We start from the raw sequence: 26251 nt of genomic DNA on the forward strand, positions 1-26251 counted from the left end.
GTACTCATTCCCCACTGTAGGAGCTGCCGAAGGCTGCGATCTTTTGATTCTGCGTTTATCCGAAGCGATAGATATCCATGCCTAACGCACCCATTGTGAATCCCCTGTGCGCCACGCTGAACTCGCCCCCCGCACCGCGTGCGAAATACAACGGCAGCAAATGCTCATCGCTCGGATGGCTGCGTACGGCGTTCGGTGCCTGCTGACGGTAATCGTGCAGCGCCGCCTCATCGTTCGCCGCCAGCTTGTCGATCATCCAGTCACGGAAGTCCCGTGCCCATGGCTCGACGCTTTCCGGCCCGGCATGCCAGTCCAGTTCGCGCAGGTTGTGGGTGATGCTGCCGGAGCCGATCAGCAAAATGCCCTGATCGCGCAGGCTTGCCAACGCGCGTCCGACACGGGTTTGCAGCGCCGGGCCGCTGCGGCTCGGCAGCGACACCTGTACCACCGGGATATCCGCCTGCGGGTACATCAGCGACAGCGGCACCCACACGCCGTGATCGAACGGTCGTTGCGGATCAAGGCGTGCCGGCAGATGGGCGGCGTTCAGCAGTTCGGCAATTTCGCCTGCCAGTTGCGGATTGCCCGGTGCCGGATATTGCACTTCAAACAGGGCACGGGGAAAGCCGCCGAAGTCATGCCAGGTCTCTGGTTGCGGATTACTGCTGACCAGCAGTTCCGGACTTTCCCAGTGCGCAGAAACGATGATGATGGCTTTGGGGCGGGGCAGTTCTGCCGCCAGACGCGCCAGAGCCGGGCCACTGGCACCGGGTTCCAGGGCCAGCATGGGCGAGCCGTGGGAGATAAACAGGCTGGGAAACATGGAGAGGTTCCTGAGCGGTAAGATGGCCTCATCTTCAGTCAGATCATTGATCTAAATCTAATATAAGTTTTAACGCCTTTTGATCGATTTTTTTGGGGTGATGCATGCAGCCTGAGTTTTGGCACAAGAAGTGGGAATCCAATCAGATCGGCTTTCATCTGCCTGAGGTGAACCCGTATCTGCAGCGTCACTGGCCGCCGCTGGCCATGCCGGCCCGCGCGCGGGTGCTGGTGCCGCTGTGCGGCAAAAGCCTGGATCTGCTGTGGCTGGCAGGGCGCGGTCATCAGGTGCTCGGGGTCGAGTTGTCGCAGAAGGCCATCGAGGACTTTTTCAGCGAGCATCAGGTAACGCCGCAGGTCAGCGACAAAGGGCCGTTCAAGGTCTATCGCGCGGATTCCATCGAGTTGTGGTGCGGTGATTTCTTTGCGCTGACGGCAGACGATGTAGCGGACTGTGCTGCGTTGTACGACCGGGCAGCGCTGATTGCCTTGCCGCCCCCCATGCGCGAGCGCTATGCAGCGCATCTGCAGCAGATCCTGCCGCCGGGCGTGCAAGGGTTATTGATCACACTGGATTACGATCAGGCGCAAATGTCCGGGCCACCGTTTGCAGTGGCCGATGATGAGGTGCAGCGCTTGCTGGGTGGTGACTGGCAGGTGCGGATGCTGCAAGAGCAGGATGTGCTGGGGGAGAGCTGGAAGTTTCTGCAGGCGGGAGTGACGCGGTTGGAGGAGCGGGTGTATCGGGTTTCTGGCCGATAGGTTTTTTATTGGCCGGGCTGGCCTCATCGCTGGCAAGCCAGCTCCCACAGGGATCGTCGGTGTTATAACAATCTCGAATACACCAAAAACCACTGTGGGAGGGGGCTTGCTCCCGAAGAGGCCAGAACAGGCAATCCACAATCCCGAGTACAAAAAAGGCCCGCATCACTGCGGGCCTTTTCGTTACTGCGTCAAACCGATCAACCGCGACGACGCAACGCGTCGATACGTTCTTCCAGCGGCGGGTGGCTCATGAACATGCGGGCAAAGCCCTGTTTGATGCCACCGTTGATGCCAAAGGCATTCAGGGTGTCCGGCATGTGCACCGGCAGGCCCTGCTCGGCACGCAGACGTTGCAGTGCGCCGATCATTGCGTTGGTGCCCGCCAGGCGTGCGCCGGCTTCGTCGGCACGGAATTCGCGCTTGCGCGAGAACCACATGACGATGGCGCTGGCGAGGATGCCCAGAACCAGTTCGGCGAAGATCGTTGCCACGTAGTAGGCAATGCCCTGGCCTTCTTCGTTCTTGAAGATCACCTTGTCGACGAAATTGCCGATGATCCGCGCGAAGAACATCACGAAGGTGTTCACCACGCCCTGGATCAGCGCCAGGGTGACCATGTCACCGTTGGCCACGTGACCGATTTCGTGGGCCAGCACGGCTTTCACTTCATCCGGCGAAAAGCGCTCGAGCAGGCCTTGGCTGACCGCGACCAGCGCGTCGTTCTTGTTCCAGCCGGTGGCGAACGCGTTGGCCTCGTAGGCCGGGAAAATACCGACTTCGGGCATCTTGATCCCGGCTTCGCGGGACAGTTGCTCGACGGTTTGCAGCAGCCATTGCTCATGCCGGGTGCGTGGCTGGGTGATGATCTGGGTGCTGGTGCTCATCTTCGCCATCCACTTGGAGATGAACAGCGAGAACAGCGAACCGGCGAAACCAAAGACCGCACAGAAAACCAGCAGCTGACTGAGGTTGAGATCAACCCCGTTGGCCGCCATGAACCCGTTGAAGCCGAACAGGCTCAGGGTGATGCTGGCTATCAGCACGACCGCCAGGTTAGTGGCCAAAAACAGCAGGATGCGCATCATGGTTGTAGAAATCTCCTCAAGCTAAAGATGTAGCGTACTGCGGGGTATATAAGGTGCGGCACCGGGTGATTCAACCGAGTGACTATTTCAAACTGTGTCCTACAGCGGATTACTGGGTCTGCAGGTCATTGCCCACGACCGAAACCGAAAGGGCTGACAGGCGGCCGCCACCCGCCGCCATTACGTCAGGCGCGTATAAGCCATATCAATCGCAAGTGTAGAAGGCGCAGTGAGGCGGGGAGGGCAGAAGTGTTGCTGAATCAGACAGCGCGCAACGCAGGACACGTTGCGCACTGTCGACCGGTTACTGGCGGTAGGACTTGAGGAAGTTGCCGATGCGGCCGATGGCCATTTCCAGATCATCGACACGTGGCAGCGTGACCACACGGAAGTGATCCGGCCACGGCCAGTTGAATGCCGTGCCTTGCACCACCAGCAGCTTCTCGGAGAGCAGCAGGTCGAGGACGAATTTCTCGTCGTTGTGGATCGGGCAAACTTTCGGGTCGATCCGCGGGAATGCATACAGCGCGCCCATCGGCTTGACGCAGCTGACACCCGGGATGTCGTTGAGCAACTCCCAGGTGCGGTTGCGCTGCTCCAGCAGGCGACCTTGCGGCAGTACCAGATCGTTGATGCTCTGATAGCCACCGAGGGCGGTCTGGATTGCATGCTGGCTCGGTACGTTGGCACACAGGCGCATGTTGGCCAGCATGTCGATGCCTTCAATGTAGCTCTGGGCATTGTGTTTCGGCCCGGAGATGGCGATCCAGCCGGAGCGGAAACCCGCCACGCGGTAGGATTTCGACAGACCGTTGAAGGTCAGGCACAGCAGGTCCGGCGCCAGCGAAGCGGTGCAGATGTGCACGGCGTCGTCATACAGGATCTTGTCGTAGATCTCGTCGGAGAACACCACCAGGTTGTGCTGGCGGGCCAGTTCGAGCATGCCCAGCAACACCTCCTTCGAATACACCGCGCCGGTCGGGTTGTTCGGGTTGATGATCACCATCGCTTTGGTGTTCGGAGTGATCTTGGCCTTGATGTCGGCCAGATCCGGGAACCAGTCGGCGCCCTCGTCGCACAGGTAGTGCACGGCGTTCCCGCCGGCCAGGCTCACGGCGGCGGTCCAGAGCGGGTAGTCCGGGGCCGGCACCAGCACTTCGTCGCCGTTGTTGAGCAGTGCCTGCAGCGACATCACGATCAGCTCGGACACGCCGTTGCCCAGGTAGATGTCTTCGATGCCGACACCTTCGACATTTTTTTGCTGGTAGTACTGCATCACCGCTTTACGCGCGCTGAACAGGCCTTTGGAGTCGCTGTAGCCCTGGGCCGTCGGCAGGTTGCGGATCACATCCTGGAGAATTTCGTCCGGCGCCTCGAAACCAAACGGTGCCGGGTTGCCGATGTTCAGCTTGAGGATGCGCTGGCCTTCCTCTTCCAGACGTTTGGCGTGCTTGAGCACCGGGCCGCGAATGTCGTAGCAGACGTTGGCGAGCTTGTTCGATTTGCTGAACTGCATGGCGATGTGATCCCGAAAATGAACGATCCAGACGGCGAATGGCCAACCGTACTGGGATTCCTGCGTCTTCGCACAGGCGGAGTCTTGCGCCGTGGCGCCGAGAATCCGTTTGAATGCGCCCGGTCTGACTGCCAGACTGGCGTGTGACGAGGCGCAATCATACGTGCCACCCGATCCGTGGAAAAGGTACAGATCGGGCTTTTTCAGCCGCTGAGGTGTGATGATGGAAAAGTTGGAAAAAACCCTGGAAGAATGGCGTGCGATGCTCGACCCCGAGCAGTACAACGTGTGTCGGCTCAGTGCGACCGAACGGCCGTTCTCCGGCAAATACAACGCCACCAAGACTGACGGTGTCTATCACTGCGTCTGCTGCAACGAGCCGCTGTTCGACTCCACAACCAAATTCGATTCCGGCTGCGGCTGGCCGAGCTTCTACGCGCCGATCGGCGAAAGCGCCATGACCGAAATCCGCGATACCAGCCACGGCATGATCCGCACCGAGGTCAAATGCGCCCGCTGCGATGCGCATCTGGGCCACGTGTTCCCCGATGGTCCGCCACCGACCGGCCTGCGTTATTGCATCAACTCGGTGTGCCTGAATCTCGAGCCGCGCGAGTGATGCGAGCCCCTGTAGGCGCTGCCGAAGGCTGCGATCTTTTGATTTTCAAGATCAACAGATCGCAGCCTTCGGCAGCTCCTACAGGGTTATGTGCAGTTAATTAAATTGCACGCAATTTAATTGCTCGCTATGTTTACGCCTTCTTCCAGAATTCAGAGTGCGGATCATGAGCGACAACCTGCTGAATATCCCTGTCACCACCATCAAGGGTGAGCAAAAGACCCTGGCCGATTTCGCTGGCAAGGCCGTTCTGGTGGTCAACACCGCCAGCAAATGCGGCTTCACCCCGCAATACAAAGGCCTGGAAGAGCTGTGGCAGACCTATAAGGATCAGGGCCTGGTGGTGCTGGGGTTTCCGTGCAATCAGTTTGGCAAGCAGGAGCCGGGCAACGAGGGCGCGATCAGCGAGTTCTGTGAGCTGAACTACGGCGTGAGTTTCCCGCTGTTCAAGAAGATCGACGTCAACGGTTCTGACGCGCATCCACTGTTCGTGCAGTTGAAAAAGCGCGCTCCGGGTCTGCTCGGCTCCGAGGGCATCAAGTGGAACTTCACCAAGTTCCTGATCGGCAAGGATGGGCAACTGGTCAAGCGTTTCGCCCCGACCACCAAGCCGCAGGACATGAGCGGCGAGATCGAAGCTCTGCTCAAATGAACAGCCTGCCCGACGATTCGCTGAAGCTCGACAGTCAGTTGTGCTTCAAGTTGTATGCCGCGTCCCGGGCGGTGATTCGCGCTTACAAGCCGATGCTCGATCAGCTTGGCCTGACGTACCCGCAGTACCTGGCGATGCTGGTGCTGTGGGAATGGCAGGACAAACCGCCGGAGCAACCGACGGTCAAGGCCTTGGGCGAGCGGCTGGCGCTGGACTCCGGCACCCTGACGCCGTTGCTCAAGCGTCTTGAGCAATTGCAGTGGGTGCAGCGCCAGCGTTCGGCGCGCGACGAGCGTGAAGTGCATCTGAGCCTGACCACCCAAGGCCAGGCGCTGCGCGAGCAGGTCGGGCCACTCAAGGCCCGGTTGTTGTGCGACAGCGGGGTGGATCTCGATCGACTCAATGATTTGCGCAACGGCCTCGATCACCTGTTGGGGCAGATCAAAGCACTGACGTAGTCGGAATCCACTGGTCGAGCACCGCCGCCAGCTCTTCGCGGCGGAACGGCTTGGCCAGGTAATCGCTCATGCCGGCCGCACGGCAGCGTTCGCGTTCTTCGGACATGGCGTTGGCGGTCAGTGCGACGATCGGCAGGTGTGGCCAGCGCCCGCTCTGGCGGATCTGCCGGCTCGCTTCGTAGCCGTCCATCACCGGCATGTTGCAGTCCATCAGCACCAGATCGAATTCATCGTGCTCCAGTTGATCGAGCGCCTCGGCACCGTGGGCGGCGACCACCACATCGCAACCGAGCTTGCCGAGCATGCCCTTGGCCACCAATTGGTTGACCGGATTGTCCTCCACCAGCAGTACCCGTCCGCGCCGTTGTACGGGCACGCTCTCGAGGCGCGCATCGTTGATCGTGGTGATGTCGGCCAGCAGAATGCGCCGCAGGATCTGAAACAGCGCGTTGCGCGCCAGCGGTCGGGCCTGTTGCTGCAATGGCGCCAGCGCCGCGGCTTCTTCGCTGGGCATGAAGCTGCCATAAGCGGTCACCACCAGGATCGGCGTGCTGAGCGTCGGGCGCAGGCTGAACAGGCATTCCGGGCAGTCGGTGATCACCAGGTCGGGAGACAGGCCCAGCAGCGGATCGTCCATGGTGCGCTGCTCATAGGTCACGCCCCACACTGGCAACAGCGTCTTGAGCAGTTCCGCCAGGCCGCTGCTGGCAGCGGTGATCGCCAGAACCTTGCCCTGCAACGGCGGCGGCATCACCGCCCGGGTGTGGCACGGCAACGGCAGGTCGGCGCAGAACTGACTGCCGAAACCGGCCTCGGAACTGATGGTCAATCGGCCTTGCATGGCTTCACACAGGTTGTAGGTCAGCGCCAGGCCGAGGCCGGTGCCGCCGTACTGGCGGGTGATGCCGGCACCGGCCTGGGTGAACGGCTGGAAGATTTTCACCTGGGCTTCCTCGGCGATGCCGATGCCGGTGTCGCAGACCTCGATGCGCACCCCGTCGTTATGCGCTGACAGACGCACATCGACCCGGCCGAACCGGGTGAACTTCAGGGCATTGGACAGCAGGTTGCTGACAATCTGCCGTACCCGGGTTGGATCCCCCAGCACCAGCGCGGGGAAGTGCGGGTCGATCAGGCAGGTCAATTCAACGCTGGGCGCGGCGTTCTGCGACAGCAGGTTGGCGGTGTCCTCGATCAGCGAGGCGAGGTCGAACGGGATGTGTTCCAGCTCCAGTTGCCCCGCATCGAACTTGGACAGGTCGAGAATATCGTTGAGCAGTTCCACCAGAACCTTGCCCGAGTCGTGGGCAATCGACAGCTGTTGCTGCTGCTCGGCATTCAGTGGCCCGTCGAGGGACAGGGCGATCATCCCCAGCAGGCCGTTGAGCGGGGTGCGGATCTCGTGGCTCATGTTGGCAAGGAATGCCGAGCGCGCTTCGGCCATGTCCAGCGCGGTGCTGCGGGCCACCTCCAGTTCCTCGTTGGACTGGCTGAGCCGGGTGTTGATGGCCTTGAGCTCGGCGGTGCGGGCCGAGACGATGTGTTCCAGTTGTCCGAGGTAATCGGTCAGGCGGTTTTCGGCGTTGCGGCGTTGCTGGATTTCCGTGGCGATGTTGTCGAACTGCTGGTTGGCGACTTTGACCAGCACGCCGATCTCGTCGTTGGCGTGGCCGGCCGGACATTCCAGAGTCGTCGGTTCTGCGCTGCGTGCGTCGCGCGCGCTGAGCTCACGGATCAGACGCACCAGTGGCTTGGTCAGCATCACGTAGAACAGCGCCAGCAGGATGCCGGTGAGGATCAGGCTGCGGGCAAAACCGTTGAGCAGGGTGACTTCGGCGCGGCGCAGGAACCGGCTGCCGAACGCGTAGGTGTCGACTTCCAGACTCAGCGTGCCCAGCGATTCGTTGGGCAGGTGGTCGAGGTACAGGCGGTCTTCGAACTGGCGTTTGGCGCCGAACAGGAAATCGCTGATCACCCGATAACGGCTTTGCAGTTCCGGGCGTTTGACGTTGGCCAGGACGTTACCGTTGTTGTCGGTCATTTGCGCCGAGATGATCGCCGGCGAACGCAACAGTCCCAGGGTCAGTTCCTGCGCCAGTTCCGCGTCGATGTTGTAGGCGATGCGCGATGCCGGATTGTGGCTGATTTCCAGCAACGACAGGATTTCACGGTTGATGGAGGCGTCTTCACTGGCATAATCGATGCCGATTTGCAGCAGGCTGAGCAGCGTGCCCAGAATGAACCCGACCAGCACAGTGAATCTGGCTTGCTTGTAAGACAGCCGGTGGGTGAATTTGATATCCATAGGGTGTTGAACCACTTCCGTTTCCCTTCGCTGCTCAAGCATAGTCGATCATGTATGGATACCGAGGTTCCCGAATCGCCTTGTAACAAGGCCTGAGCGGGGGTTGTTGATCTGATTGTCGTCGCTGAAGCACCATCATTGCTTTGAACGTGCCCGAGGAGAAGACGTGGATTCCCGATTAAATGCTTTTCTTGAACGCGCCGAGTCGGTTCTGGCGCGGATCGAACCCTTGTTGCCGGCGCCGCGCCCGGTGATCGACTGGGAAACATGCCTCGCGGCGCGCTGGCAGCGTGACGGGCGCAGCGGGTATTTGCTGCCGCTGGAAGTCAGCCTCGACATGCGCCTGTCCGACCTGATCGGCGTTGACCGTCAGTTGGAGCAACTGGGGCGCAACACGCAACAGTTTCTCGACGGCATGCCGGCCAACCACGCGCTGCTCTGGGGCTCGCGCGGCACCGGTAAATCGTCGCTGGTGCGTGCGCTGCTGGCCGAACACGCGAGTGCCGGTCTGCGTTTGATCGAGATCGAGCGTGACCATCTGGCCGACCTGCCGCGCGTGGTCGAGCAGATCGCCAAACTGCCGCAGCGCTTCGTGCTGTTTTGCGATGATCTGTCATTCGAATCCGGTGAAGGCGACTACCGCGTGCTGAAAAGCGTGCTCGACGGCTCGCTCGAGCAGGCACCGGACAACGTCTTGCTGTACGCCACATCCAACCGTCGCCATCTGGTGCCGGAAAAGGAAAGCGACAACGAAAACTGGAAACGCGTTGACGGCGAGCTGCATCCGAGTGAGGCGGTGGAAGACAAGATCGCGCTCTCAGACCGTTTCGGCCTGTGGCTATCGTTTTATCCGTTTACCCAGGAACACTTCCTCAACGTCGTCGAGCACTGGATCGGCCAGTTGGCCGCCAAGGCTGGCTTGAGCTGGCAGCGCGATGAAGAGCTGGACATCCTCGCCGTGCGCTGGGCAACCGGGCGCGGCAATCGCAACGGACGTTGCGCGTACCAATTCGCCCGTTACTGGGTGGGACTGAAATTGCTGGAGCACAAGGCATGATTGATTTGCAACAAAGCGGCCAGGGGCTCGAAGGCTATGGCCTGTTGGCCGCACAACTGGAATCGCTGCTGGCGGACGAGCGCGATTTCATCGCCAACGCCGCGCAGTTTTCGGCGTTCCTGTTCAACCAGCTCGATGATTTGAACTGGGCCGGTTTCTACCTCAATCGCAACGAAGAACTGGTGCTGGGTCCGTTCCAGGGCCAGATCGCCTGCGTACGCATTCCGTTCGGGCGCGGCGTGTGTGGCGCGGCAGCGGCCAGTCGGCAGACCCAGCGCGTTGAAGACGTGCATGCGTTCCCCGGTCATATCGCTTGCGACAGCGCCTCCAACAGCGAACTGGTGGTGCCACTGGTCAAGGACGGTCGGTTGATTGGCGTACTCGATCTCGACAGCCCGAAACTCGCGCGTTTCGGCGCGGACGATCAGGCCGGTATCGAGCAACTGGCGGCGATCTTCCTGCGTCTGACCGACTGCTGATCAGGCGCTCAGGCCAGCCTTGCGCAGCAGGCTGGCCGAGTCCACCGCATCGATCTGTCGCGGATCGAGAAACCGCGCGGCGTACTGCATGTACACCCCGTCATTGATGAACAGCGCAAACAACTCGGAGTCGATGTGCGCCTCGCGGGACATGGTGGCCATGATCCCCAGGGCTTCGCTCAAGGATTTGGCTTTCTTGTACGGCCGATCCGCCGCTGTCAGCGCCTCGAAAATATCGGCAATCGCCATCATCCTCGCCGGCAGGCTCATGTCGTCGCGCTTCAGGCGTTTGGGGTAGCCGCTGCCGTCCATTTTTTCGTGATGACCACCGGCAATTTCCGCCACGCTGTCCAGGTGTCCGGGGAAGGGCAGGTGGCTGAGCATCAGGATCGTCTGCACCATGTGGTGATTGATGATGTAGCGCTCCTCACGGGTCAGCGTGCCCCGGGCAATGCTCAGGTTGTAGAGTTCGCCGCGATTGTATTTGTAGCGCGGCACATCCAGTTTGAACCCCCACGGGTTGTCTTCCGGAATCAGTTCGCTGTCGGCGCGCTTGATCAGGTGTTCGGGTTTGTCCGCCAGCAGTGCCTCGCTGACCGGCAGATTCGCAACCGGCGTTTGCGCCTGACGGCGGTTTTCCTCCCATGACACCCCCAGTCGATCATCGAGGGTGCGTGTCCAGCGGCGCTCGGCGATGCGCTCAAGACGCTGCAGGTCGGCTGGCGCCATGGCCTCGCCGCCCAGATTGCAACGGGCAACAAAGGCAAAGTCGTCGTCCAGTTCAGCCAACGTGGCGTCACGCAGGTCGCTCAGTTGCGCCTCGTTGCCGCCCAGCGCCAGTGCCTGCCAGTAACTGATCCAGGTATCGCGCTTGAGCACCTCGAAACGCGTGCGGATTTCGTGGATGCGATCGTTGAGGGTTTCCAGTTTGGTGGCCTTGTCGACGACATATTCCGGCGTCGTGACCTTGCCGCAATCGTGCAGCCAGGCCGCGATGTGCAGGGCTTCCCATTCGTCTTCGCTCGGCTGATAGCTCTGGAACGCCGGCGCCTGACTGGCGGCCGCGGCCTGCGCGAGCATCAGGGTCAGTTCCGGCACGCGCTGGCAGTGGCCACCGGTGTACGGGCTCTTGGCGTCGATAGCGCCGGCCAGCAACTGGATGAACGCATCGAGCAACTGCTTCTGCTTCGCTTGCAGGCGCTGGCTTTCGATACTCACCGCCGCCGCGCCGGAGACTGCTTGCAGGAAGGCGATGCGGTCCGGGCGCAGTTTTTCCAGGTCCTGAGCGCTGCCGCTGTCGTTGATCAGCAGAAGCAGCAGGCCGATGGTTTCGTTGTGGCGGTTGCGCAGGCGGATACCGATCAGGTGGATGCGCGGCGACTGCATGGCCAACAAGACTTTCTGCAAGTCCCCGGCCTGTTCAAAGCCAAGGCTGCTGACCACGTTGTCAGCGATGATCAGTTGCTGGAACCACGTCGGCCCTTGATCGGCCAGAAGATCCCGGCCCAGCACAGCGAACTCGCCGGGTTCCTGCGAGACGCCATCAATTACCAGTCCGTAAGGCTCCATTCGGTTGCCATCGTTTTCGCGCAGATAGATCAACCCGGCTTGCGCTTGGGCGATCTGCACCGTTTCGAACAGCACCCGTTGCAGCAATGGGGCAAAGCGGGTTTCGGCGCACAGGCTGTCGGTGATGCGGAAGAAACTGGCGAGTGTTTCCTTCATGCGGGCCATCGACAGGCTCAACTGATCAACCTCCAGAACCGGCGAGCGACGGGTAACCGGAAAGTTGAAATCGAAGCTGCGAATCGCATCAGCTTCCTTGACCAGCGCATGCAACGGCTTGACCAGAATCCGCGAGGTCAGCCAACCCAGCGGCAGGCACAGCAGCAAGGTCGCGAGGGTGATCAGTGCCCCTTGCCAGCGCATACGGTAGGCGTCGGCCAGCAACTCGTCCTCCGGCACCAGCAGGGCCATCTGCAGACCTCTCGGGCCGCCCTCTTGCAGATTGCTGCGGGCGACGATCCAGCGGCGTCCATCGACGTCGAGCCGTTTGCCCGGATGCGTGGTGGACAGCAACGCGTACAGATTCGGGCTCAGGTCGGCAGCCTTGGCCAGGCGTGCGCTGCTGTCGTCGACAATCAGCCGGCGGCTGTCCGGATAGGCCACGGCATTGCCATCGGCATCGAACAACACGATTTCGGTAGACGGGGTGACCACGTGTTTGAGCAAGGTGGCCGAGAGTGCTTCCAGGGTCAGGTCGGCACCGATCACACTGGTTGCGCCGCTGCGTCGGGCCAGGGTGGTGCCCACGTTGTGCGTGGAGAAAAACACATAGGGTTCGGTGGTGATCTGATCGCCCTGCTGCAGGGCGTTGGTGTACCAGTTGCGGGTGCGCGGATCGTAGCGGTCGTCGGGATTGTCCTGGCGCCCGACAGGCATCAGCGCCTGGTCGAAGAACAGTGACTGCGACGACGCGATGCCGCTGGCGTCGTGCTCGATGCTCCAGACCTGATAGGCCGCGTCCGGCGGTGCCTTGAGCAGGGTTTTCAGGGCGCTGGTGCGCAACGGCCGGACCATGAAGAAGTCGCCGTTGCCGTAGCCCAGATACAGCGAAGCGAGATCGGTGTTGTCCTTGAGTGATTGACTGAACGGCTTGAGCAGCGCCAGACGCTGTTGCAGGTTCGAGGCCCCGGCCGCCTGGTTGTCGGCCAGCAGGCTCAGCAGGTGACGGATCGGTTCATACGTTGAATGCAGGTCCAGGCGCACGTCCTGTTCGATGCGATTGAACAGGTTTTCGCTGCTCGACAGGATGATCCGGGTGGTCTGGCGATAATTGAACAGCCCCAGCACCACGCCGGTCAGCAACAGCAGAAACGTGAACATGACGCTGATGTGCACGTGCAACGGGAACCGGCGTTGATCCGGGCGCAGTGGGCTGGGCATTGCTGACTCTCCATTGAAGTAAACACACTGCTCAGCGCCCAAGCATAGTTAAGGCTCGGTCATTGTGCTTTCTGCGAACGGTTCCAATTGTTGCTGCAGCGCCTGCTCCAGTTCGACCATCGCCGCGTCGGTGGCCTCGATGCAGCGCACGATGGCCGCCACAGACGTGGTCTGCAGGCAGGCCTGTTCCAGGGCATCGCAGCGCACGATCAGACGCGAAGCCTGGGCGATTCGGGCGGCGCCCTTGATCTTGTGCGCCACCGCCGCCAATGCCTCGCGATCATTGTGCGGCGCCAGGGCCAGCAGCTCCTCGCGATCGAGGCGGCTGCTCTTGAGCAATTGCGTGAGCAGGCGTTGGGCCTGAAGCGGATTGCCGCCCGTCAATTGATTCAAACCCTCGAGATTGAACGCAGGTTCAGGGGTAGCCGGTTGCAGACCGTTGACCCACTGGCTCAGCGCACTGAGGCTCAGGGGTTTGAACAGGCAGTCATTCATGCCGGCCTGTTTGCAGCGCTGCACTTCCTCGGGTTGCGCATTGGCTGTGAAGCCCAGCACGGTACAAGGAGCACGCCCGGTGCTTTGTTCGTGCTGGCGGATGGCCTCGGTCAGTTCGTAGCCGTTCATCACTGGCATATTGCAGTCAGCGATGACCAGATCGAATGCGCCGCGCTGCCACTTCTCGAATCCGCTTCGCCCCTCTTCGGCAAGGCTGAAGCGGTGCCCGAGGAACTCCAGTTGCTGGCACATCAGCAGACGATTGGCGGGATGGTCGTCGACCACGAGGATGTTCAGCGGCGTACCCGCGGCGTGGATCGGTGGCGCGGTTTTCGTCGCGGCGACCTTGCACGGCAGCGTTTGCAGCGGCAGCGACAGGCAGACCTGAGTGCCGATCCCGGGCTGACTGCTCAATTGCAGCTGACCGCCCATCATTTCACAGAGGTTGCGACTGATCACCAACCCCAGACCCGCGCCGCTGCGCGCGGGCTGTTGGCCACTGTCAGCCTGGGCGAACGGTTTGAACAGGCGCTGTTGATCTTCGATGCTGATGCCGACCCCGGTGTCCTGGATCGTCAATTGAATCAGCGAACACTGGCCCGCGCCATCGGGCACCACGTCCAGATTGACCCGGACCTGCCCGGACTCGGTGAATTTGATGGCATTGCTGATCAGGTTCGACAGGATCTGCTTGAAGCGCAACGGATCAAGCTGCACGTCGACATTGAGGCCCGGGGGAGTGAGGGTCAGGGGCAGGGCGAGGTTTTTCTGCCGGGCCAGACCGTCGAAGATCCTCACCACTGAAGAAACGGTTTCCACCAGATTGACCCGCTCGGGACTCAGGCTCAGGTGCCCGGACTCGATCCGTGCGATATCAAGGATGTCGCCGATCAGGCCCAACAGGTCCTTGGCCGAGCAATAGGCGGTTTCGATGGACGAGCGATCCGGAGCCTGATCGGTCATGCGTTCGAGCGTCAATTCGAGCATGCCGATGATGGCATTCATCGGCGTACGGATTTCGTGGCTCATGGTGGCCAGAAAGGTACTTTTCGCACGGTTGGCGTTGTCCGCTTGTTCTTTGGCCGTACGCAGTTCATCGAACAGTTGCCGGCGTTCACTGATGTCGATCCAGCCACCGATGATCCCTTGTACATCGCCGCTGGAATCGCGGTACGGCAGGATCCAGTGGTAGATCGTCAGACGCCGGCCACCGATGTGCAGCGGTCGGTCGAGTACCATCGGTGTCCCTTCGGCCACGACCCGCTGGTAATCCGCCTCGAAGGCCTGGGCTTCGAAGGCATTGCTCAGGGTGCCTTGCATGACGCTTTTGCCGATCACGTCTTCGCGTTTGGCGTTGAAGGCTTCGAGGTAGCTGTCGTTGCAGCTTTGCAGCAGCCCCCGGCGGTCGCGCACATAGATCGGGTGAGGCGTGCCGTTGACCAGTGAGCGCATGAATTCGAACTGATCGTTGAGTGCCCGCTCGGCGGCCTGGCGTTGCTTGATCTGGCGCCGCATGTAGGCATTCCACAGCAGTGACAGCAACAGCAGCAGGCAGGCTGCGCCGATCAGTTGGTAAAACAGGCGCTGGTAGTGATGCCAGTTGCTTTGCGCCGCATTGGAAAAACCGCGCCAGCGGCTATTGATCACCCCCAGTTCTTCGGGGCTGATGCTCAGCAGCGCCTTGTCGAGGATCGACCCCAGTTCGCTGTTGTCGCGGGCCGTGGCCAGCGAAAAGGCGGCCTGACGGGTGCCGAGGGTGGTGGTGATCTGCAACTGATGCTCGAAGATCCGCGACGAAATCAGATAGTTGGCGATCACCAGCGAAGCGACGGCGCCATCGGCCTTGCCTTCGGCGAGCAAGGTCGCGGCGCCAAAGGTGTCGGAGGTTTCGGTCAGGTGGATATTGGGGAACTCGCGTCGCAGGTAATCGGCCATGGGACTGCCCTGGGCAATCGCCAGGTATTTGTCCTTGAGCTGCGTCGGATGGGTCGGGCTGTCGGTGGCTTTGCGGGTGAGCAGGACGAACGAGTTTTCCAGGTAGGGACGGCTGAATTGCAGGGTCTTTTCTCGTTGCGGGCTGGGTAGCAACGCCGCGATCAGATCGGCCCGGTGCTGATTGATCTGCTCGACCATGTCGCCGTCGCTGCGGCTGCGGACCAGTTCGAAGCGCATGCCGGTGCGCAGGCGCAGCAGTTCGAGCAGGTCTGCGGTGATACCACGCAGATTGCCGTCGCTGTCGAAGAACGTCAGCGGCGCGAACGCCTCGTTGACGACGACGCGCAGCACCGGATGCTGTTTGAGCCACTGCTCTTCATGGTGGGTCAATTGCAGCTTCTGGTCGGTCAGCAGGATGTCGCTGCCAGCGCTCCAGCGCTTGGCGATGCGGTCGCGTTCACTGGCCGGTATGGCCTGGAGCGCGGTGTTGATGATCGCGAGCAGTTGCGGATTGTCGGTATGCACGGCGAAGCTGAAACCGTGGGCTTCCTGTTTGCCGAAATTGGCCATGCGAATGTTGTTCAGATAGCCCTTGTTGATCATGTAGTGGGTGGAGATGGTATCGCCCAGAAACACGTCGGCCTGATCGAAAGCCACCGCATTGATTGCGTTTTGATAGGAAGGGTAGGACGTCAGGATGGCTTTGGGGTACAGCGCCTTGACTTCCTCCTGCGGCAGATAGTGATAGACCATGCTCAGGCGCAGACCGGCCAGGCCCTCGGTAAGCGTACGGGTCTCGTCTTCACGGGTGACCAGTACCGGCTGATCGATGGCATAGGGGATTGAAAGCAGAATGTCTGGATTACTGGCCTCGAAACCGTTGGCCGTACCGAGCATATCCACCTGCCCGGCTATCAGTGCGCGCAAGGCGGCTTCCCTCGAGGCAAAGCGCTTGACCCGGATTGGTAAACCGACAGCCTGTGCGAGGAGGCCGGCGTAGTCGGCGGTAAAACCTTCGTAATCGCGGCCGCTGGCGGTCATGTCGAACGGCGGATAATCCGGTGCGGAGGTGCCCAGTCTCAGTTCGCTGCGAGTCTGTAACCATTGCCGTTGCGCGGGCTGCAGAGAAATGGACAGCGCTTCGTGGCTCGAACGGCTGCGCAGCACATAATCTTGCGCTGTGACGAGGTCGGCATAGGCCTGATGAGTCAGGCACAGGCTCGCACACAATATGACGAGATAGATCTTCAAACGACTGGGCATTCAGGCTCTCACACTAGCGCGTTGCGTTTGGCCATCTCGATAAGTTCCACCAGGGATCTGGCTTTCAGTTTCTGCATCAAGCGTTTTTTGTAAGTGCTGACGGTTTTGTTACTGAGAAACATGCCTTTGGCAATTTCCTTGTTGGTACGCCCCTGTGCAAATAACTGCAGGACCATGAGTTCGCGGTCATTCACGGCTTTGAATAATTCCAGTTCGGCGTAACGTACATCGTCACTGCGTACCGGATTCAATGCCTGACTTGGGAAATAGTTGTAACCGGAAAGTACCGCTTTTATGGCGCTGACCAGTTCACTCAAGTCTTCTTCCTTGCACACATAACCGGACGCGCCGGACTGCATGCAGCGAATACCGAACAGTGTCGGGCATTGCGCCGTCAGTACCAGGGTCTTGAGCGGAGTGCCCATGGCGTTGAAACGGGCGAGGACTTCCAGGCCGTCGAGCTTGGGGATGCTGATATCGAGGATGATCAGGTCGGGCATGCATTCGCGAACCATCTGCATGGCATCGACCCCATTATCGGTTTCGCCGACGACCCTATAACCTTCATGCTCGAGCAGCATTCGAACGGCAAGTCGGATGACGGGGTGATCATCGACAATAAAAACGGAGTTCATAATCAAATCCCATACGTGCGCGAATAAAGCGCGCACCTTAGCTCAGATAAATGAGCGGCCGCATGAACTCACATGGCTCTAGCAGCAATATAGGATAAGTCCTACACACTAAAGGGAAATTGACTACGACCAAACTCAATGTCGCGTAAGGAGGTGTTTAGAGTATTTGTTTATCTGAATATTTTAAGTTGCTTGTAGAGTATTGAAGAAACAGCGTTTGTCTGTGTTGTTTTGAAGTTAAACGGATTACGTTTGGTCTGCGCGGTCATCGAATACCGCAAAGCCGCTTTAATGGATCAGGCACTCAACCGGGCAGTCGCGCTGACCCGGTTGAGGAAGATGCTCCGTCAGTGGCTGGAGCGCCCGGTCATTTCCAGCGCCATGTCGCTGGCGTAGCTGTCGGTCATCCCGGCGATAAAGTCGATCATGCGCAGGAACGAGGTGTGCAGCGGCCCGTGGGGGTCGGGTGCATTGTTGCCCAGCAGATCAAGGATGCGTCGGCTCTTGAACGACGGCGTGCGTCCGCCATGTTGCTCCAGCGCTGCGCCGCAGAACGCGTTGAGGAGGATTTCCAGCGTGGTGTAGGCGCCGATTTCATGCAGCGTCTTGCGCTTGTCCTGGAAGATTTTCTTGCGAGCGATGTCCTTGGCGTTGAGCACGCAGCGTTTGGCCGGGCCGTGCATGTGTTCCACCAGGTCGCCGTGCAGCGTGCCGGCCAGCAGCGCGTCCTGTTGCTCGACGAATGCCCGGGCGGCAGCATTGGTCAGGTGCTCGATGGCCTTGCCGCGCAGGATCGCCAGTTTGCGTCGGCGCGAATCCTGCGGGCCGAGCTGGCGATAGGTTTCCGGCAGATCGTCTCCCACCAGACCGAGCAGCAACGATTCAACCTCCGCGTATTCCAGCAGCTCCATTTCCAGACCGTCTTCGAGGTCGATCAACGCATAGCAGATGTCGTCGGCCGCCTCCATCAGGTACACCAACGGGTGCCGCGCCCAGCGCTGGTCTTCCAGTTGCGGCAGGCCGAGTTTGTGGGCGATCTGCTCCAGCAGCGGCAATTCACTCTGGTAGCAGCCGAACTTGTGTTTCTTGTAGCCAAGCGAGTCGGCGTGACGGGCCGTCCACGGATACTTCAGATAGGTGCCGAGGGTGGCGTAGGTGAGTCGGGTGCCACCGTCGAACTGGTGATACTCAAGTTGAGTCAGCACGCGAAAGCCTTGCGCGTTGCCTTCGAAATTGAGGAAGTCACCGCGCTCGGCTTCGCTCATGCCGTCGAGCCAGCCGCGCCCGGCCGCCTGCTGGAACCAGTGGCGAATCGCGTCTTCCCCGGAATGACCGAACGGTGGATTGCCGATGTCATGCGCCAGGCAGGCCGATTGCACGACCATGCCCAGGTCGCTTGGGTCGCACCAGTCGGGCAGGGCGCTGCGCAAGGTTTCACCGACGCGCATGCCCAGCGAACGGCCGACGCAGCTGACTTCCAGCGAGTGGGTCAGACGGGTGTGGATGTGGTCGTTACTCGATACCGGGTGCACTTGGGTCTTGCGTCCCAGGCGGCGGAAGGCGCCGGAGAAAATGATGCGATCGTGGTCTTTGTGGAACGGGCTGCGGCCCAGCTCTTGCGGGCTGTGCAGCGGCTTTCCAAGGCGTTCGCGGTTAAGCAGGGTCTGCCAATCCAAGGCTGGTTCTCTCCGTCGGTGACTGGAATGATCAATGCCCTAGCTTCCCGGTTCGGCCACGCCCCTGCAAGCGGAACTACAAGCCGGCTGCATCAATGTCGATCAGCAGCAGGCGTTCGCCGTTGTCGAAGAACTGGCCGGCGGTCAGGCAATACTGGTTGCTGGTGGCATCGCGGTAGGTGCTGGACAGGGTCAGGCGCCGCTCCTCCCAGCCTTCGGCGAGCAAATGATAGAAGTACGGACGCCATGACCAGTTGTGCCCCAGGTAGCGGTTGTCGGCGACCCAACGGTTATGCCGCCATTCAAGGTTGGGCGTGAGTTGGGTGCCATGCCGGTCGCATTGGTAGAACCGCAGCAACCACGGGAAGGCTTCGAGTTGCGGCAGCGCACTGAGCGGCGCATGGGCCTGAGCCCAGCTTTGGAGGATCGACATCAGTTCGCCGAGTTGCTGGCGCATCTGCATCAGGCGTCCGCGTTCAGCCAGTTTCTGCCGCACGTAACGCTGACGCAGTTCGGCGAAGCGCTGCACGAAGGCATCAGTCGGATAGAAGGCTTCCTGCGCCCGGGCGAACAGGAAACCCTGAACGTAACGTGATCCGCATTCCAGGGCGAAATTCAGTTGCGCTTCGGTCTCCACGCCTTCGGCAATGATCCAGCAGCCGGTTTTCTCAGCCATTTGCGCCAGGGCCTTGACCACCTCGCTGCTCGGCCCGCCCAGCGCCGCCGCCTGGAACAGGCGCATGTCGAGTTTGAGAATGTCCGGCTGCAACGCCAGCACCCGATCGAGCTGCGAGTAACCGGCACCGAAATCATCAATGGCAATCCGCGCGCCGGCCTCACGATAACGGCCGACCACGTCGGTCAGACGCTGACTGTTGCCGCCCAGTTCAGTGATCTCGAACACGATGCGTTGCGGATCGACGCCGTGTCGCAGCATTTGCTTGAGACTGGGCAGGGGCTGATCCGCGCGCAGGCGACTGATCCAGCGCGGCGACATGTTCAGGCTCAGAAACCATTCGGCAGGGGCTTCATGCAGTCGGCTCAGGGCGTGGTCACGGATCTGGCGGTCGAGGCGGCGCAGGGCGATGGCAGGTGTGCGCGGGTCGGCGAACAAGGGCCCGACCGAGGCCAATTGGCCGTCGGGCTGGCGCAGTCGACCGAGAGCTTCGACGCCTGCAATTCGTCCGGTGGCGGTATCGATGAAAGGTTGAAAGCAGGCGAGCGGTTGCCCGTCGATCACGGGGCCTCCTTAGTCGTTCTTGTTCGAGGTAAACCCTGCCGGCCGGATAGGCGTGCGGGATTGAACCTCGGGGTGAGGAGGTTCAATCCCGGATATTGCAAGAATGCAGCCAGATACGTCGGTTCAGCGTTTGCCCGAACTCTGCATCACCAGTCTGATCAGCGGCCCGAGGCTGGTGCCCAGACGGATCAGCCGGGTCAACCCGCCGACGCCACCGCTTTTCGCGCCTTTGCCGGTGATGAAACCCAGCAGGGTGACGGCGGCCACGCCCCATAGCGGCGCATGCTTGATGCCGAAGCCGTCTTGCAGGTTTTGCTTCATCCCCCGCATGCGCTGCAAGGGTTGCAACACTTGCCCGGCTTCGTGGCGGATTTCCTGACGATGCATTTCCATGCGCAGGCGAATCAGCGCCTTGCGCATTTCCCGGCGCGAGCTGTTGTGTGGCAGTTCAGGCAGGCTCATGGCAACAGGCGCTCCCGATCGTTGGCCAATTCTTCCAGGGTGCCGTGGAAGGGCGAGGATTCATCGAAGACCGCTGCCTTCAGACGCAATCCACAGAACCCCGCCGCCAGGACGTAGAACACGCACAGGCCGATGATCCCGGCCAGGCGATAAGTGTCCCAGAGCAGGATCAACACCAAGGCAGACAGGCCGATCAGCAACAGCAGCGCAAACACCAGCGCCAGCCCTGCGAACAGCAACAGGCTGACGGTGCGTGCTTTCTGTTCCTGCAGCTCGATGCCGAACAGTTCGACATGGCTGTGCAGCAAGCCGAGAACGGCGGCGCCCAGGCGCCGCGTGGAGGAGGTGGTGCCCGACCCCAGGCCGGATTCGCCGATCGACATGATCAGCGCCGAGTGGCCAGCAGGCCAATCAGGAAGCCCACCCCGGCGGCGATGCCCACCGACTGCCAAGGATTGGCGGAAACGTAGTCTTCGGTGGCGGTGACCGCCGCCTGACCGCGATCGCGCAGGGTGTCTTCGGTCAGCTTCAGGGTTTCCCGGGCGCGCAACAGGCTGTCGTGGATCTGATCACGCAGCTCATCGGCCTGATCACCCGCGAGGGACGCGGTGTGTTCGAGCAACCGTTCGGTATCGGCCACCAGAGTCTGGAAGTCGTTCATCAGGATTTCTTGAGCAGTCTTTGCCTTGATGCTGGCCATGGGTGGATCTCCGTAAGTGACGTCTGAAGCGTTCGAGTATGAGCCTTGCGCGAAGGTTCAGTACAAATGACTGGTACAGCTTTTGCTATGTCGTGGTGCGTCCTGCCGCCGCCGTGCGCTGTTGCCGGGCGTGCATGCAGCAAAACCTTAACTCAAATAATCCTGGTTCGTGTCAGGACATCCACCTTGTGCGCCAAAGCGGTTCATCGCAGCGTCGCTGCGCAGACCGACCGGTCGCAACTTGGTGCATGAATTGTCCGCACGAACCGCTTTGGTGCCTTTTTAGCCTTCAGGTCTGCCTCTTTATGGAAAATCTGCAAAGCGCTGTGGACACACTGGTTCACAGTTCCAACACGTTGTTCATTCTGATCGGTGCGGTGATGGTGCTGGCGATGCATGCCGGTTTCGCCTTTCTTGAAGTCGGCACGGTTCGCCAGAAAAACCAGGTCAACGCGCTGTCGAAAATTCTCAGTGACTTTGCGGTCTCGACCCTGGCCTATTTCTTTATAGGCTATTGGATCTCCTACGGGGTGACCTTCATGCAACCGGCGGCGGTGCTGAGTGCCGATCACGGTTACGGTCTGGTGAAGTTTTTCTTCCTGCTGACCTTCGCCGCGGCGATCCCGGCGATCATCTCCGGCGGGATTGCCGAGCGCGCGCGATTCGCTCCGCAACTGTGTGCAACGGCGCTGATCGTGGCGTTCATCTACCCGTTTTTCGAGGGCATGATCTGGAACGGCAACTTTGGTCTGCAGGCCTGGCTGACCGCGCGCTTTGGCGCGGCGTTCCATGATTTCGCCGGATCGGTAGTGGTGCACGCCATGGGTGGCTGGCTGGCGCTGGCGGCGGTGTTGCTGCTCGGGCCGCGCAACGGGCGTTATCGTGACGGGCGTCTGGTGGCGTTCGCACCCTCAAGCATTCCGTTTCTGGCGCTGGGTTCGTGGATTCTGATTGTCGGCTGGTTCGGCTTCAACGTGATGAGCGCACAGACGTTGCAAGGCGTCAGCGGTCTGGTTGCAGTCAACTCGTTGATGGCCATGGTCGGCGGCACGGTGGCGGCGTTGATTGTCGGGCGTAATGACCCGGGCTTCCTGCACAACGGCCCGTTGGCCGGACTGGTAGCGATCTGCGCCGGTTCCGACCTGATGCATCCGGTGGGTGCCTTGGTCACCGGCGCGATTGCCGGTGCGCTGTTTGTCTGGTGCTTTACCGCCGCACAAGTCAAATGGCGCATCGACGATGTGCTCGGTGTCTGGCCGTTGCACGGTTTGTGCGGGGTGTGGGGCGGGATCGCCTGCGGCATCTTCGGCCAGACTGCGCTGGGTGGTCTCGGCGGCGTCAGCCTGATCAGCCAGGTGATCGGCACCGCGCTGGGTGTGTTGGTGGCGTTGCTCGGCGGCTTCGTCGTCTACGGTGTGATCAAGGCCTTGCACGGCCTGCGCTTGAGTCAGGAGCAAGAGTATTACGGCGCCGACCTGTCGCTGCACAAGATCGGCGCGGTGAGTCAGGACTAGGCTTCCTTGTCTTCGGCGCCGGGATAAAACCCGTGCAACAGGCGATAGCGATCGATGCGCACTTGATCGATCTGCTCCTGCACCTGATGCGCCGGCAGGCCGAGCATGATCAAGGCGTGGGAGGCGAGCATCAGGCTCGATTCCAACAGTTCCGGCACCACTTCGGTGGCGCCGGCCGCTTTGAGTTCAGCCCATTGGCTGTCGTCGCGGGTGCGCACCAGAATCGGGATCTGTGCATTGAGCCGGCGCGCTTCCTTGAGAATCCGCAGGCTGACATCGCTCTGATCCACGGCGATCACCAGCAGCCGGGCGCGCAACAGTCCGACCGCGGTCAGCAGGTCGCCGCGTGACGAGTCGCCGTAATGCACCTCGCTTTCGCCGGACGCGGCTTCCTGCACGCGCACCGGATCGTTGTCCAACGCGATATAAGGCTGATTGGCATTGCGCATGAAGCGGCCGATGGACTGGCCGACTCGGCCGTAGCCACAGATCACCACGTGTTGATCCAGACCGGCATTGAGGGCGCTGATTTCCTCGATTTGCGCCTCCTGGTTCGGCTTGCGGTGCAGGCGCGCGGCGATTTTCGGCGCGGCGCGCAACAGCAACGGTGTCAGCAGCATCGAGCAGAAGGTGGCCGCGAGCAGCAGGGCGCCCAACTCGGCAGGGAGCAGTTGGTTCTGTTGCATCTGCGCCATCAAGGCGAAGCAGAATTCCCCGCCCTGCGCCAGGGCCAGGCCGCTGCGCCAGGCGGTTTCATGATCGCTGCCGCGCCACTTGATCAGGAGTGCGACGACCGTGCCTTTGATCAGCATCAGGCCGAGGGTCAGGCCGAGAATCAGCACGCTGTGACTGATGAACAGTTGCAGGTCGATCAGCATGCCGATGCTGACGAAAAACACCCCGAGCAGGATGTCGCGAAACGGCCGGATGTCGGCCTCGATCTGATGGCGATAGTGGCTCTCGCCGAGCAGCATCCCGGCCAGAAATGCGCCAAGGGCAGGGGACAGGCCCAGCAGGTGCGTCAGCCATGCGGTCAGCAGCACAATCACCAGCGCCAGCAGCACGAACAATTCCGCCGAGCGCGACGCGGCCACTTCATGGAACAGCCGTGGCAGCAGCCAGCGGCTGGCCAGCAACAGACCGAAAAACAGCACCACGGTCTTCACCAGCGTCAGCGGCAAGGCCCAATACCAGGCTTGCGCGCTGCTCCCGGCGAACACTGGCACCAGGGTCAGCAACAACACCGCGACCACGTCCTGAAACAGCAAGACCCCGACTGCGTTCTGCCCGTGGCTGCTGAACACTTCGCCCAGGCTGCTCAACTCCTTGGTGACAATCGCCGTCGACGACAACGACAGCCCGGCGCCGAGCAACATTGCCGGGGCCAGCGGCATGCCCAGCAGGATCAGCACCAGCCCGAGCACCCCGGTGCTGAGCAATACCTGCTGACTGCCCAGGCGAAACACTACCTGGCGCAGCGCGATCATTTTCGACAGGGAAAACTCCAGGCCCAGTGAGAACAGCAGGAACACCACGCCCAACTCGGCCACGTCCGGCAGGTGTTCGCTCTCGTTGACCCAGTTGAACGCGGTCGGTCCCACCATCAGGCCCACGCAGAGATAGCCCAGCACCGGCGGCAAGCGCAGGCGGCGGAACAGGGCAATCATCACCAGTGATGAGGCGAGGATGATCAACAGGTTGGCAAACACAAGACACTCCGATGTCAGGCTCAGGCTTCTCAAGCGTAGAGGCAAAAAGCCCGGGAGCATCGCCTGATTGGCTTTTCCGTGGACTGATTTGCGTCAGGGTTTGCGTGTTTCCCGCCGTGTTCGGGTCTTCGGGCAGCAGTCGCTCGACGGGTTTTCGAGGCAGGCCTAGAATGAACGCTCACTTTTCCGGTTGAGCGATCATGCCTCCTGAATGTCAGTTGTTCGGCACCTTGGGATGCCATTTGTGTGAGTTGGCAGAGGCCGAGTTGATGCCGCTTGTCGAGCATGGGCTGTTGGTGGAGCTGGTGGACATCGCTGAAAGTGAGCCGTTGGTTGAGGCTTATGGGCTAAGAATTCCGGTACTGCGCCGAATTGATACCGGGGCCGAGTTGGACTGGCCTTTCGACGCCGATCAAGTGGTTGCTTTCCTGCGTTGATCCTCATTCCGCTGGTCACTCCTGCACAGGCAGTCCTTGGCACTCTAGGGTTTATTCGGTTACTGTATGTTCATACAGTAATTGGAAAGACCTGCTGCTTTTGATGACTTGAGCAGGTGAATCCGGCAGTCAGAGGGACGAACCGTGGTCAATGTCGAACAGTTGAAGAACAGCGTGAACCGGATGTCGGTTGACGTGGTGCGCGAGGCGGTCCTCGAGTTGCGCCTGGACGGGCTGGTCACGGAGGGCAAGACGCCTTTCAACAAACTGCATTTCAACACCTGTTTTGCCGAGATCGAGGCGCTGTTCCAGCGTGCCGGTTATCACAAGCAGCTGGATGTGGTCGGTTATCAGGGCTTGCTGTACGCCTTGTATGACCCGGGGCGCTGGGAGGCGGTCGATGTGCTGCGCTGGCTCAAGGAGTTCACCGAAGCCGCGGCGCTCAAGTCGATTCCGGCCTGAGCGGGCCGCAGATTCTGCGCTAGGTTCGTTGCGCTCAGTGTTGGATAATGCCGGCCTGCATTGAGGGTTCGAATTTCCGTATGTCCACACCAACATTTTCCGCTGCTCAGAATCAGGCCAGCACCCTTTACCTGCCTCCGGGTGCGTGGCTTACCGTGCTGGATTGCCTGTGTGAGCATTTCAGTGCGATCAGCCGGGAGCAATGGCTGGACAGAATCGCCCGGGGCCGGGTGCTGGATGGTCAGGGGCAGCCGATTGCGGTGGATCTGCCGTACAAGGAAGGCCTGCGCATTCACTACTTCCGCGAAGTGCCGGATGAAAAACCGATTCCGGTGCTCGAGTCGATCCTGTATGCGGACGAGCATCTGGTGGTGGCGGACAAACCGCATTTTCTGCCGGTGACACCCGCCGGTGAATACGTCGAGCAGACGTTGCTGCGCCGTCTGATCCGTCGCCTCGATAATCCGCATCTGGTGCCACTGCACCGCATTGACCGGCACACGGCGGGGCTGGTGATCTTTTCCGCCAACCCGCAAACCCGCTCGGCTTATCAGTCGTTGTTCCCGACCCGGCAGATCGATAAACGTTATGAAGCGATCGCCCGTGCGCTGCCGGAACTGGAATTTCCCCTGGTGCACAAAAGTCGCCTGATCGACGGCGAACCGTTCTTCCGCATGCAGGAAGGCCCAGGTGTCGCCAATACTGAAACGGCGGTGGAAGTCCGGGAAAAGAATGGTGATCTGTGGCGCTACGGCCTGTACCCGGTGACGGGCAAGAAGCATCAGCTAAGGGTGCATATGACCGCGCTAGGGGCGAGTATCTGTAATGATCCGTTCTACCCGGATGTGTTGAAAGACGTTGAGGATGACTATGCCAATCCGTTGAAGCTGTTGGCACAGGGGCTGCGGTTTGTCGACCCGGTGACCGGCGAAGAACGCGAGTTCGAAAGCCAGATCACCCTGCAGTGGTGACGCCATTCACTTTCCCCGCGCCCATGAAAAAGCCCGCATTAATGCGGG

General features: G+C 60.7%; 23 protein-coding genes. 10 read left to right on the top strand and 13 right to left on the bottom strand.

All coding sequences use genetic code 11. The annotated features are described in order from the left end of the window. Nucleotides 1–55 precede the first annotated feature (55 nt). Nucleotides 56–823, bottom strand: coding sequence for a DODA-type extradiol aromatic ring-opening family dioxygenase (locus AC27VU_RS15010; RefSeq protein WP_488724345.1), 768 nt, complete (start codon nucleotides 821–823; stop codon nucleotides 56–58). Nucleotides 824–927: 104 nt separating this feature from the next. Between AC27VU_RS15010 and AC27VU_RS15015 the strand changes: the two genes are divergently transcribed. Further along, nucleotides 928–1584 (top strand): thiopurine S-methyltransferase, encoded by a 657-nt coding sequence (locus AC27VU_RS15015; RefSeq protein WP_488724346.1) that lies wholly within the window; start codon nucleotides 928–930, stop codon nucleotides 1582–1584. Between the two features lie 200 nt (nucleotides 1585–1784). On the opposite strand, the gene htpX is transcribed toward AC27VU_RS15015, so the two are convergent. Next, nucleotides 1785–2672: a protease HtpX gene (gene htpX / locus AC27VU_RS15020; protein ID WP_045122567.1), complete on the bottom strand. Its 888-nt coding sequence runs from the start codon at nucleotides 2670–2672 to the stop codon at nucleotides 1785–1787. A 304-nt stretch (nucleotides 2673–2976) separates the two neighbouring features. Beyond that, the gene (locus AC27VU_RS15025) at nucleotides 2977–4188 is read right to left on the bottom strand and encodes a pyridoxal phosphate-dependent aminotransferase (protein WP_103483824.1); all 1212 of its coding nucleotides are present in this window, start codon (nucleotides 4186–4188) and stop codon (nucleotides 2977–2979) included. A 223-nt stretch (nucleotides 4189–4411) separates the two neighbouring features. Here AC27VU_RS15025 and msrB point away from each other — a divergent pair, with 223 nt between their 5' ends. The 3 genes from msrB (at nucleotide 4412) to AC27VU_RS15040 (ending at nucleotide 5917) form a co-directional block, all read left to right on the top strand. Further along, nucleotides 4412–4807: a peptide-methionine (R)-S-oxide reductase MsrB gene (gene msrB, locus AC27VU_RS15030; protein WP_003226759.1), complete on the top strand. Its 396-nt coding sequence runs from the start codon at nucleotides 4412–4414 to the stop codon at nucleotides 4805–4807. Nucleotides 4808–4973: 166 nt separating this feature from the next. Further along, nucleotides 4974–5459 carry a glutathione peroxidase gene (locus AC27VU_RS15035; protein WP_003226757.1) on the top strand — a complete coding sequence of 162 codons (486 nt, stop codon included), beginning with the start codon at nucleotides 4974–4976 and terminating at the stop codon, nucleotides 5457–5459. Beyond that, nucleotides 5456–5917, top strand: a complete 462-nt coding sequence (locus AC27VU_RS15040) for a MarR family winged helix-turn-helix transcriptional regulator (protein WP_488724347.1) — start codon at nucleotides 5456–5458, stop codon at nucleotides 5915–5917. Before AC27VU_RS15035 ends, AC27VU_RS15040 begins: the two co-directional genes overlap by 4 nt. On the opposite strand, the gene AC27VU_RS15045 is transcribed toward AC27VU_RS15040, so the two are convergent. Then, nucleotides 5901–8222 (bottom strand): hybrid sensor histidine kinase/response regulator, encoded by a 2322-nt coding sequence (locus AC27VU_RS15045; protein WP_488724348.1) that lies wholly within the window; start codon nucleotides 8220–8222, stop codon nucleotides 5901–5903. The two genes, AC27VU_RS15040 and AC27VU_RS15045, sit on opposite strands and share 17 nt — an antisense overlap. A gap of 166 nt (nucleotides 8223–8388) precedes the next feature. On the opposite strand from AC27VU_RS15045, the gene AC27VU_RS15050 reads away from it, so the two are divergent. Then, complete coding sequence (locus tag AC27VU_RS15050; RefSeq protein WP_003226753.1) at nucleotides 8389–9279, top strand: ATP-binding protein; 891 nt, start codon at nucleotides 8389–8391, stop codon at nucleotides 9277–9279. Continuing rightward, the gene (locus AC27VU_RS15055; protein WP_003226750.1) at nucleotides 9276–9758 is read left to right on the top strand and encodes a GAF domain-containing protein; all 483 of its coding nucleotides are present in this window, start codon (nucleotides 9276–9278) and stop codon (nucleotides 9756–9758) included. The genes AC27VU_RS15050 and AC27VU_RS15055 overlap by 4 nt, the downstream gene beginning before the upstream one ends. On the opposite strand, the gene AC27VU_RS15060 is transcribed toward AC27VU_RS15055, so the two are convergent. The 8 genes from AC27VU_RS15060 to AC27VU_RS15095 all read right to left on the bottom strand — a co-directional run bounded on the left by AC27VU_RS15060 (nucleotide 9759) and on the right by AC27VU_RS15095 (nucleotide 21110). Beyond that, complete coding sequence (locus AC27VU_RS15060) at nucleotides 9759–12704, bottom strand: HD domain-containing phosphohydrolase (RefSeq protein WP_488724349.1); 2946 nt, start codon at nucleotides 12702–12704, stop codon at nucleotides 9759–9761. Nucleotides 12705–12752: 48 nt separating this feature from the next. Further along, a complete protein-coding gene (locus tag AC27VU_RS15065) occupies nucleotides 12753–16397 on the bottom strand; it encodes a transporter substrate-binding domain-containing protein (protein WP_488724350.1) in 3645 nt (1214 codons plus the stop codon). An 8-nt stretch (nucleotides 16398–16405) separates the two neighbouring features. Continuing rightward, a complete protein-coding gene (locus tag AC27VU_RS15070; protein ID WP_003226744.1) occupies nucleotides 16406–17032 on the bottom strand; it encodes a response regulator transcription factor in 627 nt (208 codons plus the stop codon). A 347-nt stretch (nucleotides 17033–17379) separates the two neighbouring features. Further along, nucleotides 17380–18708 carry a deoxyguanosinetriphosphate triphosphohydrolase gene (locus AC27VU_RS15075; protein WP_003226741.1) on the bottom strand — a complete coding sequence of 443 codons (1329 nt, stop codon included), beginning with the start codon at nucleotides 18706–18708 and terminating at the stop codon, nucleotides 17380–17382. 76 nt (nucleotides 18709–18784) lie between these two features. Further along, the gene (locus AC27VU_RS15080) at nucleotides 18785–19948 is read right to left on the bottom strand and encodes an EAL domain-containing protein (RefSeq protein WP_488724351.1); all 1164 of its coding nucleotides are present in this window, start codon (nucleotides 19946–19948) and stop codon (nucleotides 18785–18787) included. A gap of 123 nt (nucleotides 19949–20071) precedes the next feature. Continuing rightward, complete coding sequence (locus tag AC27VU_RS15085) at nucleotides 20072–20410, bottom strand: hypothetical protein (RefSeq protein ID WP_003226737.1); 339 nt, start codon at nucleotides 20408–20410, stop codon at nucleotides 20072–20074. After that, nucleotides 20407–20793, bottom strand: a complete 387-nt coding sequence (locus AC27VU_RS15090; RefSeq protein WP_003226735.1) for a phage holin family protein — start codon at nucleotides 20791–20793, stop codon at nucleotides 20407–20409. Before AC27VU_RS15090 ends, AC27VU_RS15085 begins: the two co-directional genes overlap by 4 nt. Before the next feature lie 2 nt (nucleotides 20794–20795). Next, on the bottom strand, nucleotides 20796–21110 hold the full coding sequence (locus tag AC27VU_RS15095; protein ID WP_003226733.1) for an ElaB/YgaM/YqjD family protein: 315 nt from the start codon (nucleotides 21108–21110) through the stop codon (nucleotides 20796–20798). A 305-nt stretch (nucleotides 21111–21415) separates the two neighbouring features. Between AC27VU_RS15095 and AC27VU_RS15100 the strand changes: the two genes are divergently transcribed. Continuing rightward, the gene (locus AC27VU_RS15100) at nucleotides 21416–22624 is read left to right on the top strand and encodes an ammonium transporter (protein ID WP_488724352.1); all 1209 of its coding nucleotides are present in this window, start codon (nucleotides 21416–21418) and stop codon (nucleotides 22622–22624) included. On the opposite strand, the gene AC27VU_RS15105 is transcribed toward AC27VU_RS15100, so the two are convergent. Beyond that, nucleotides 22621–24333, bottom strand: coding sequence for a cation:proton antiporter (locus AC27VU_RS15105; protein WP_003226730.1), 1713 nt, complete (start codon nucleotides 24331–24333; stop codon nucleotides 22621–22623). The two genes, AC27VU_RS15100 and AC27VU_RS15105, sit on opposite strands and share 4 nt — an antisense overlap. A gap of 200 nt (nucleotides 24334–24533) precedes the next feature. Here AC27VU_RS15105 and AC27VU_RS15110 point away from each other — a divergent pair, with 200 nt between their 5' ends. From AC27VU_RS15110 to AC27VU_RS15120, 3 genes are all read left to right on the top strand, one after another. Continuing rightward, the gene (locus tag AC27VU_RS15110; RefSeq protein ID WP_103483816.1) at nucleotides 24534–24770 is read left to right on the top strand and encodes a glutaredoxin family protein; all 237 of its coding nucleotides are present in this window, start codon (nucleotides 24534–24536) and stop codon (nucleotides 24768–24770) included. Between the two features lie 144 nt (nucleotides 24771–24914). After that, the gene (locus AC27VU_RS15115) at nucleotides 24915–25232 is read left to right on the top strand and encodes a transcriptional regulator (RefSeq protein ID WP_003226726.1); all 318 of its coding nucleotides are present in this window, start codon (nucleotides 24915–24917) and stop codon (nucleotides 25230–25232) included. 80 nt (nucleotides 25233–25312) lie between these two features. Continuing rightward, the gene (locus tag AC27VU_RS15120; RefSeq protein WP_045122565.1) at nucleotides 25313–26203 is read left to right on the top strand and encodes a pseudouridine synthase; all 891 of its coding nucleotides are present in this window, start codon (nucleotides 25313–25315) and stop codon (nucleotides 26201–26203) included. Nucleotides 26204–26251: the final 48 nt, after the last annotated feature.

The organism is Pseudomonas sp. 14P5.3.2 (assembly GCF_057799175.1).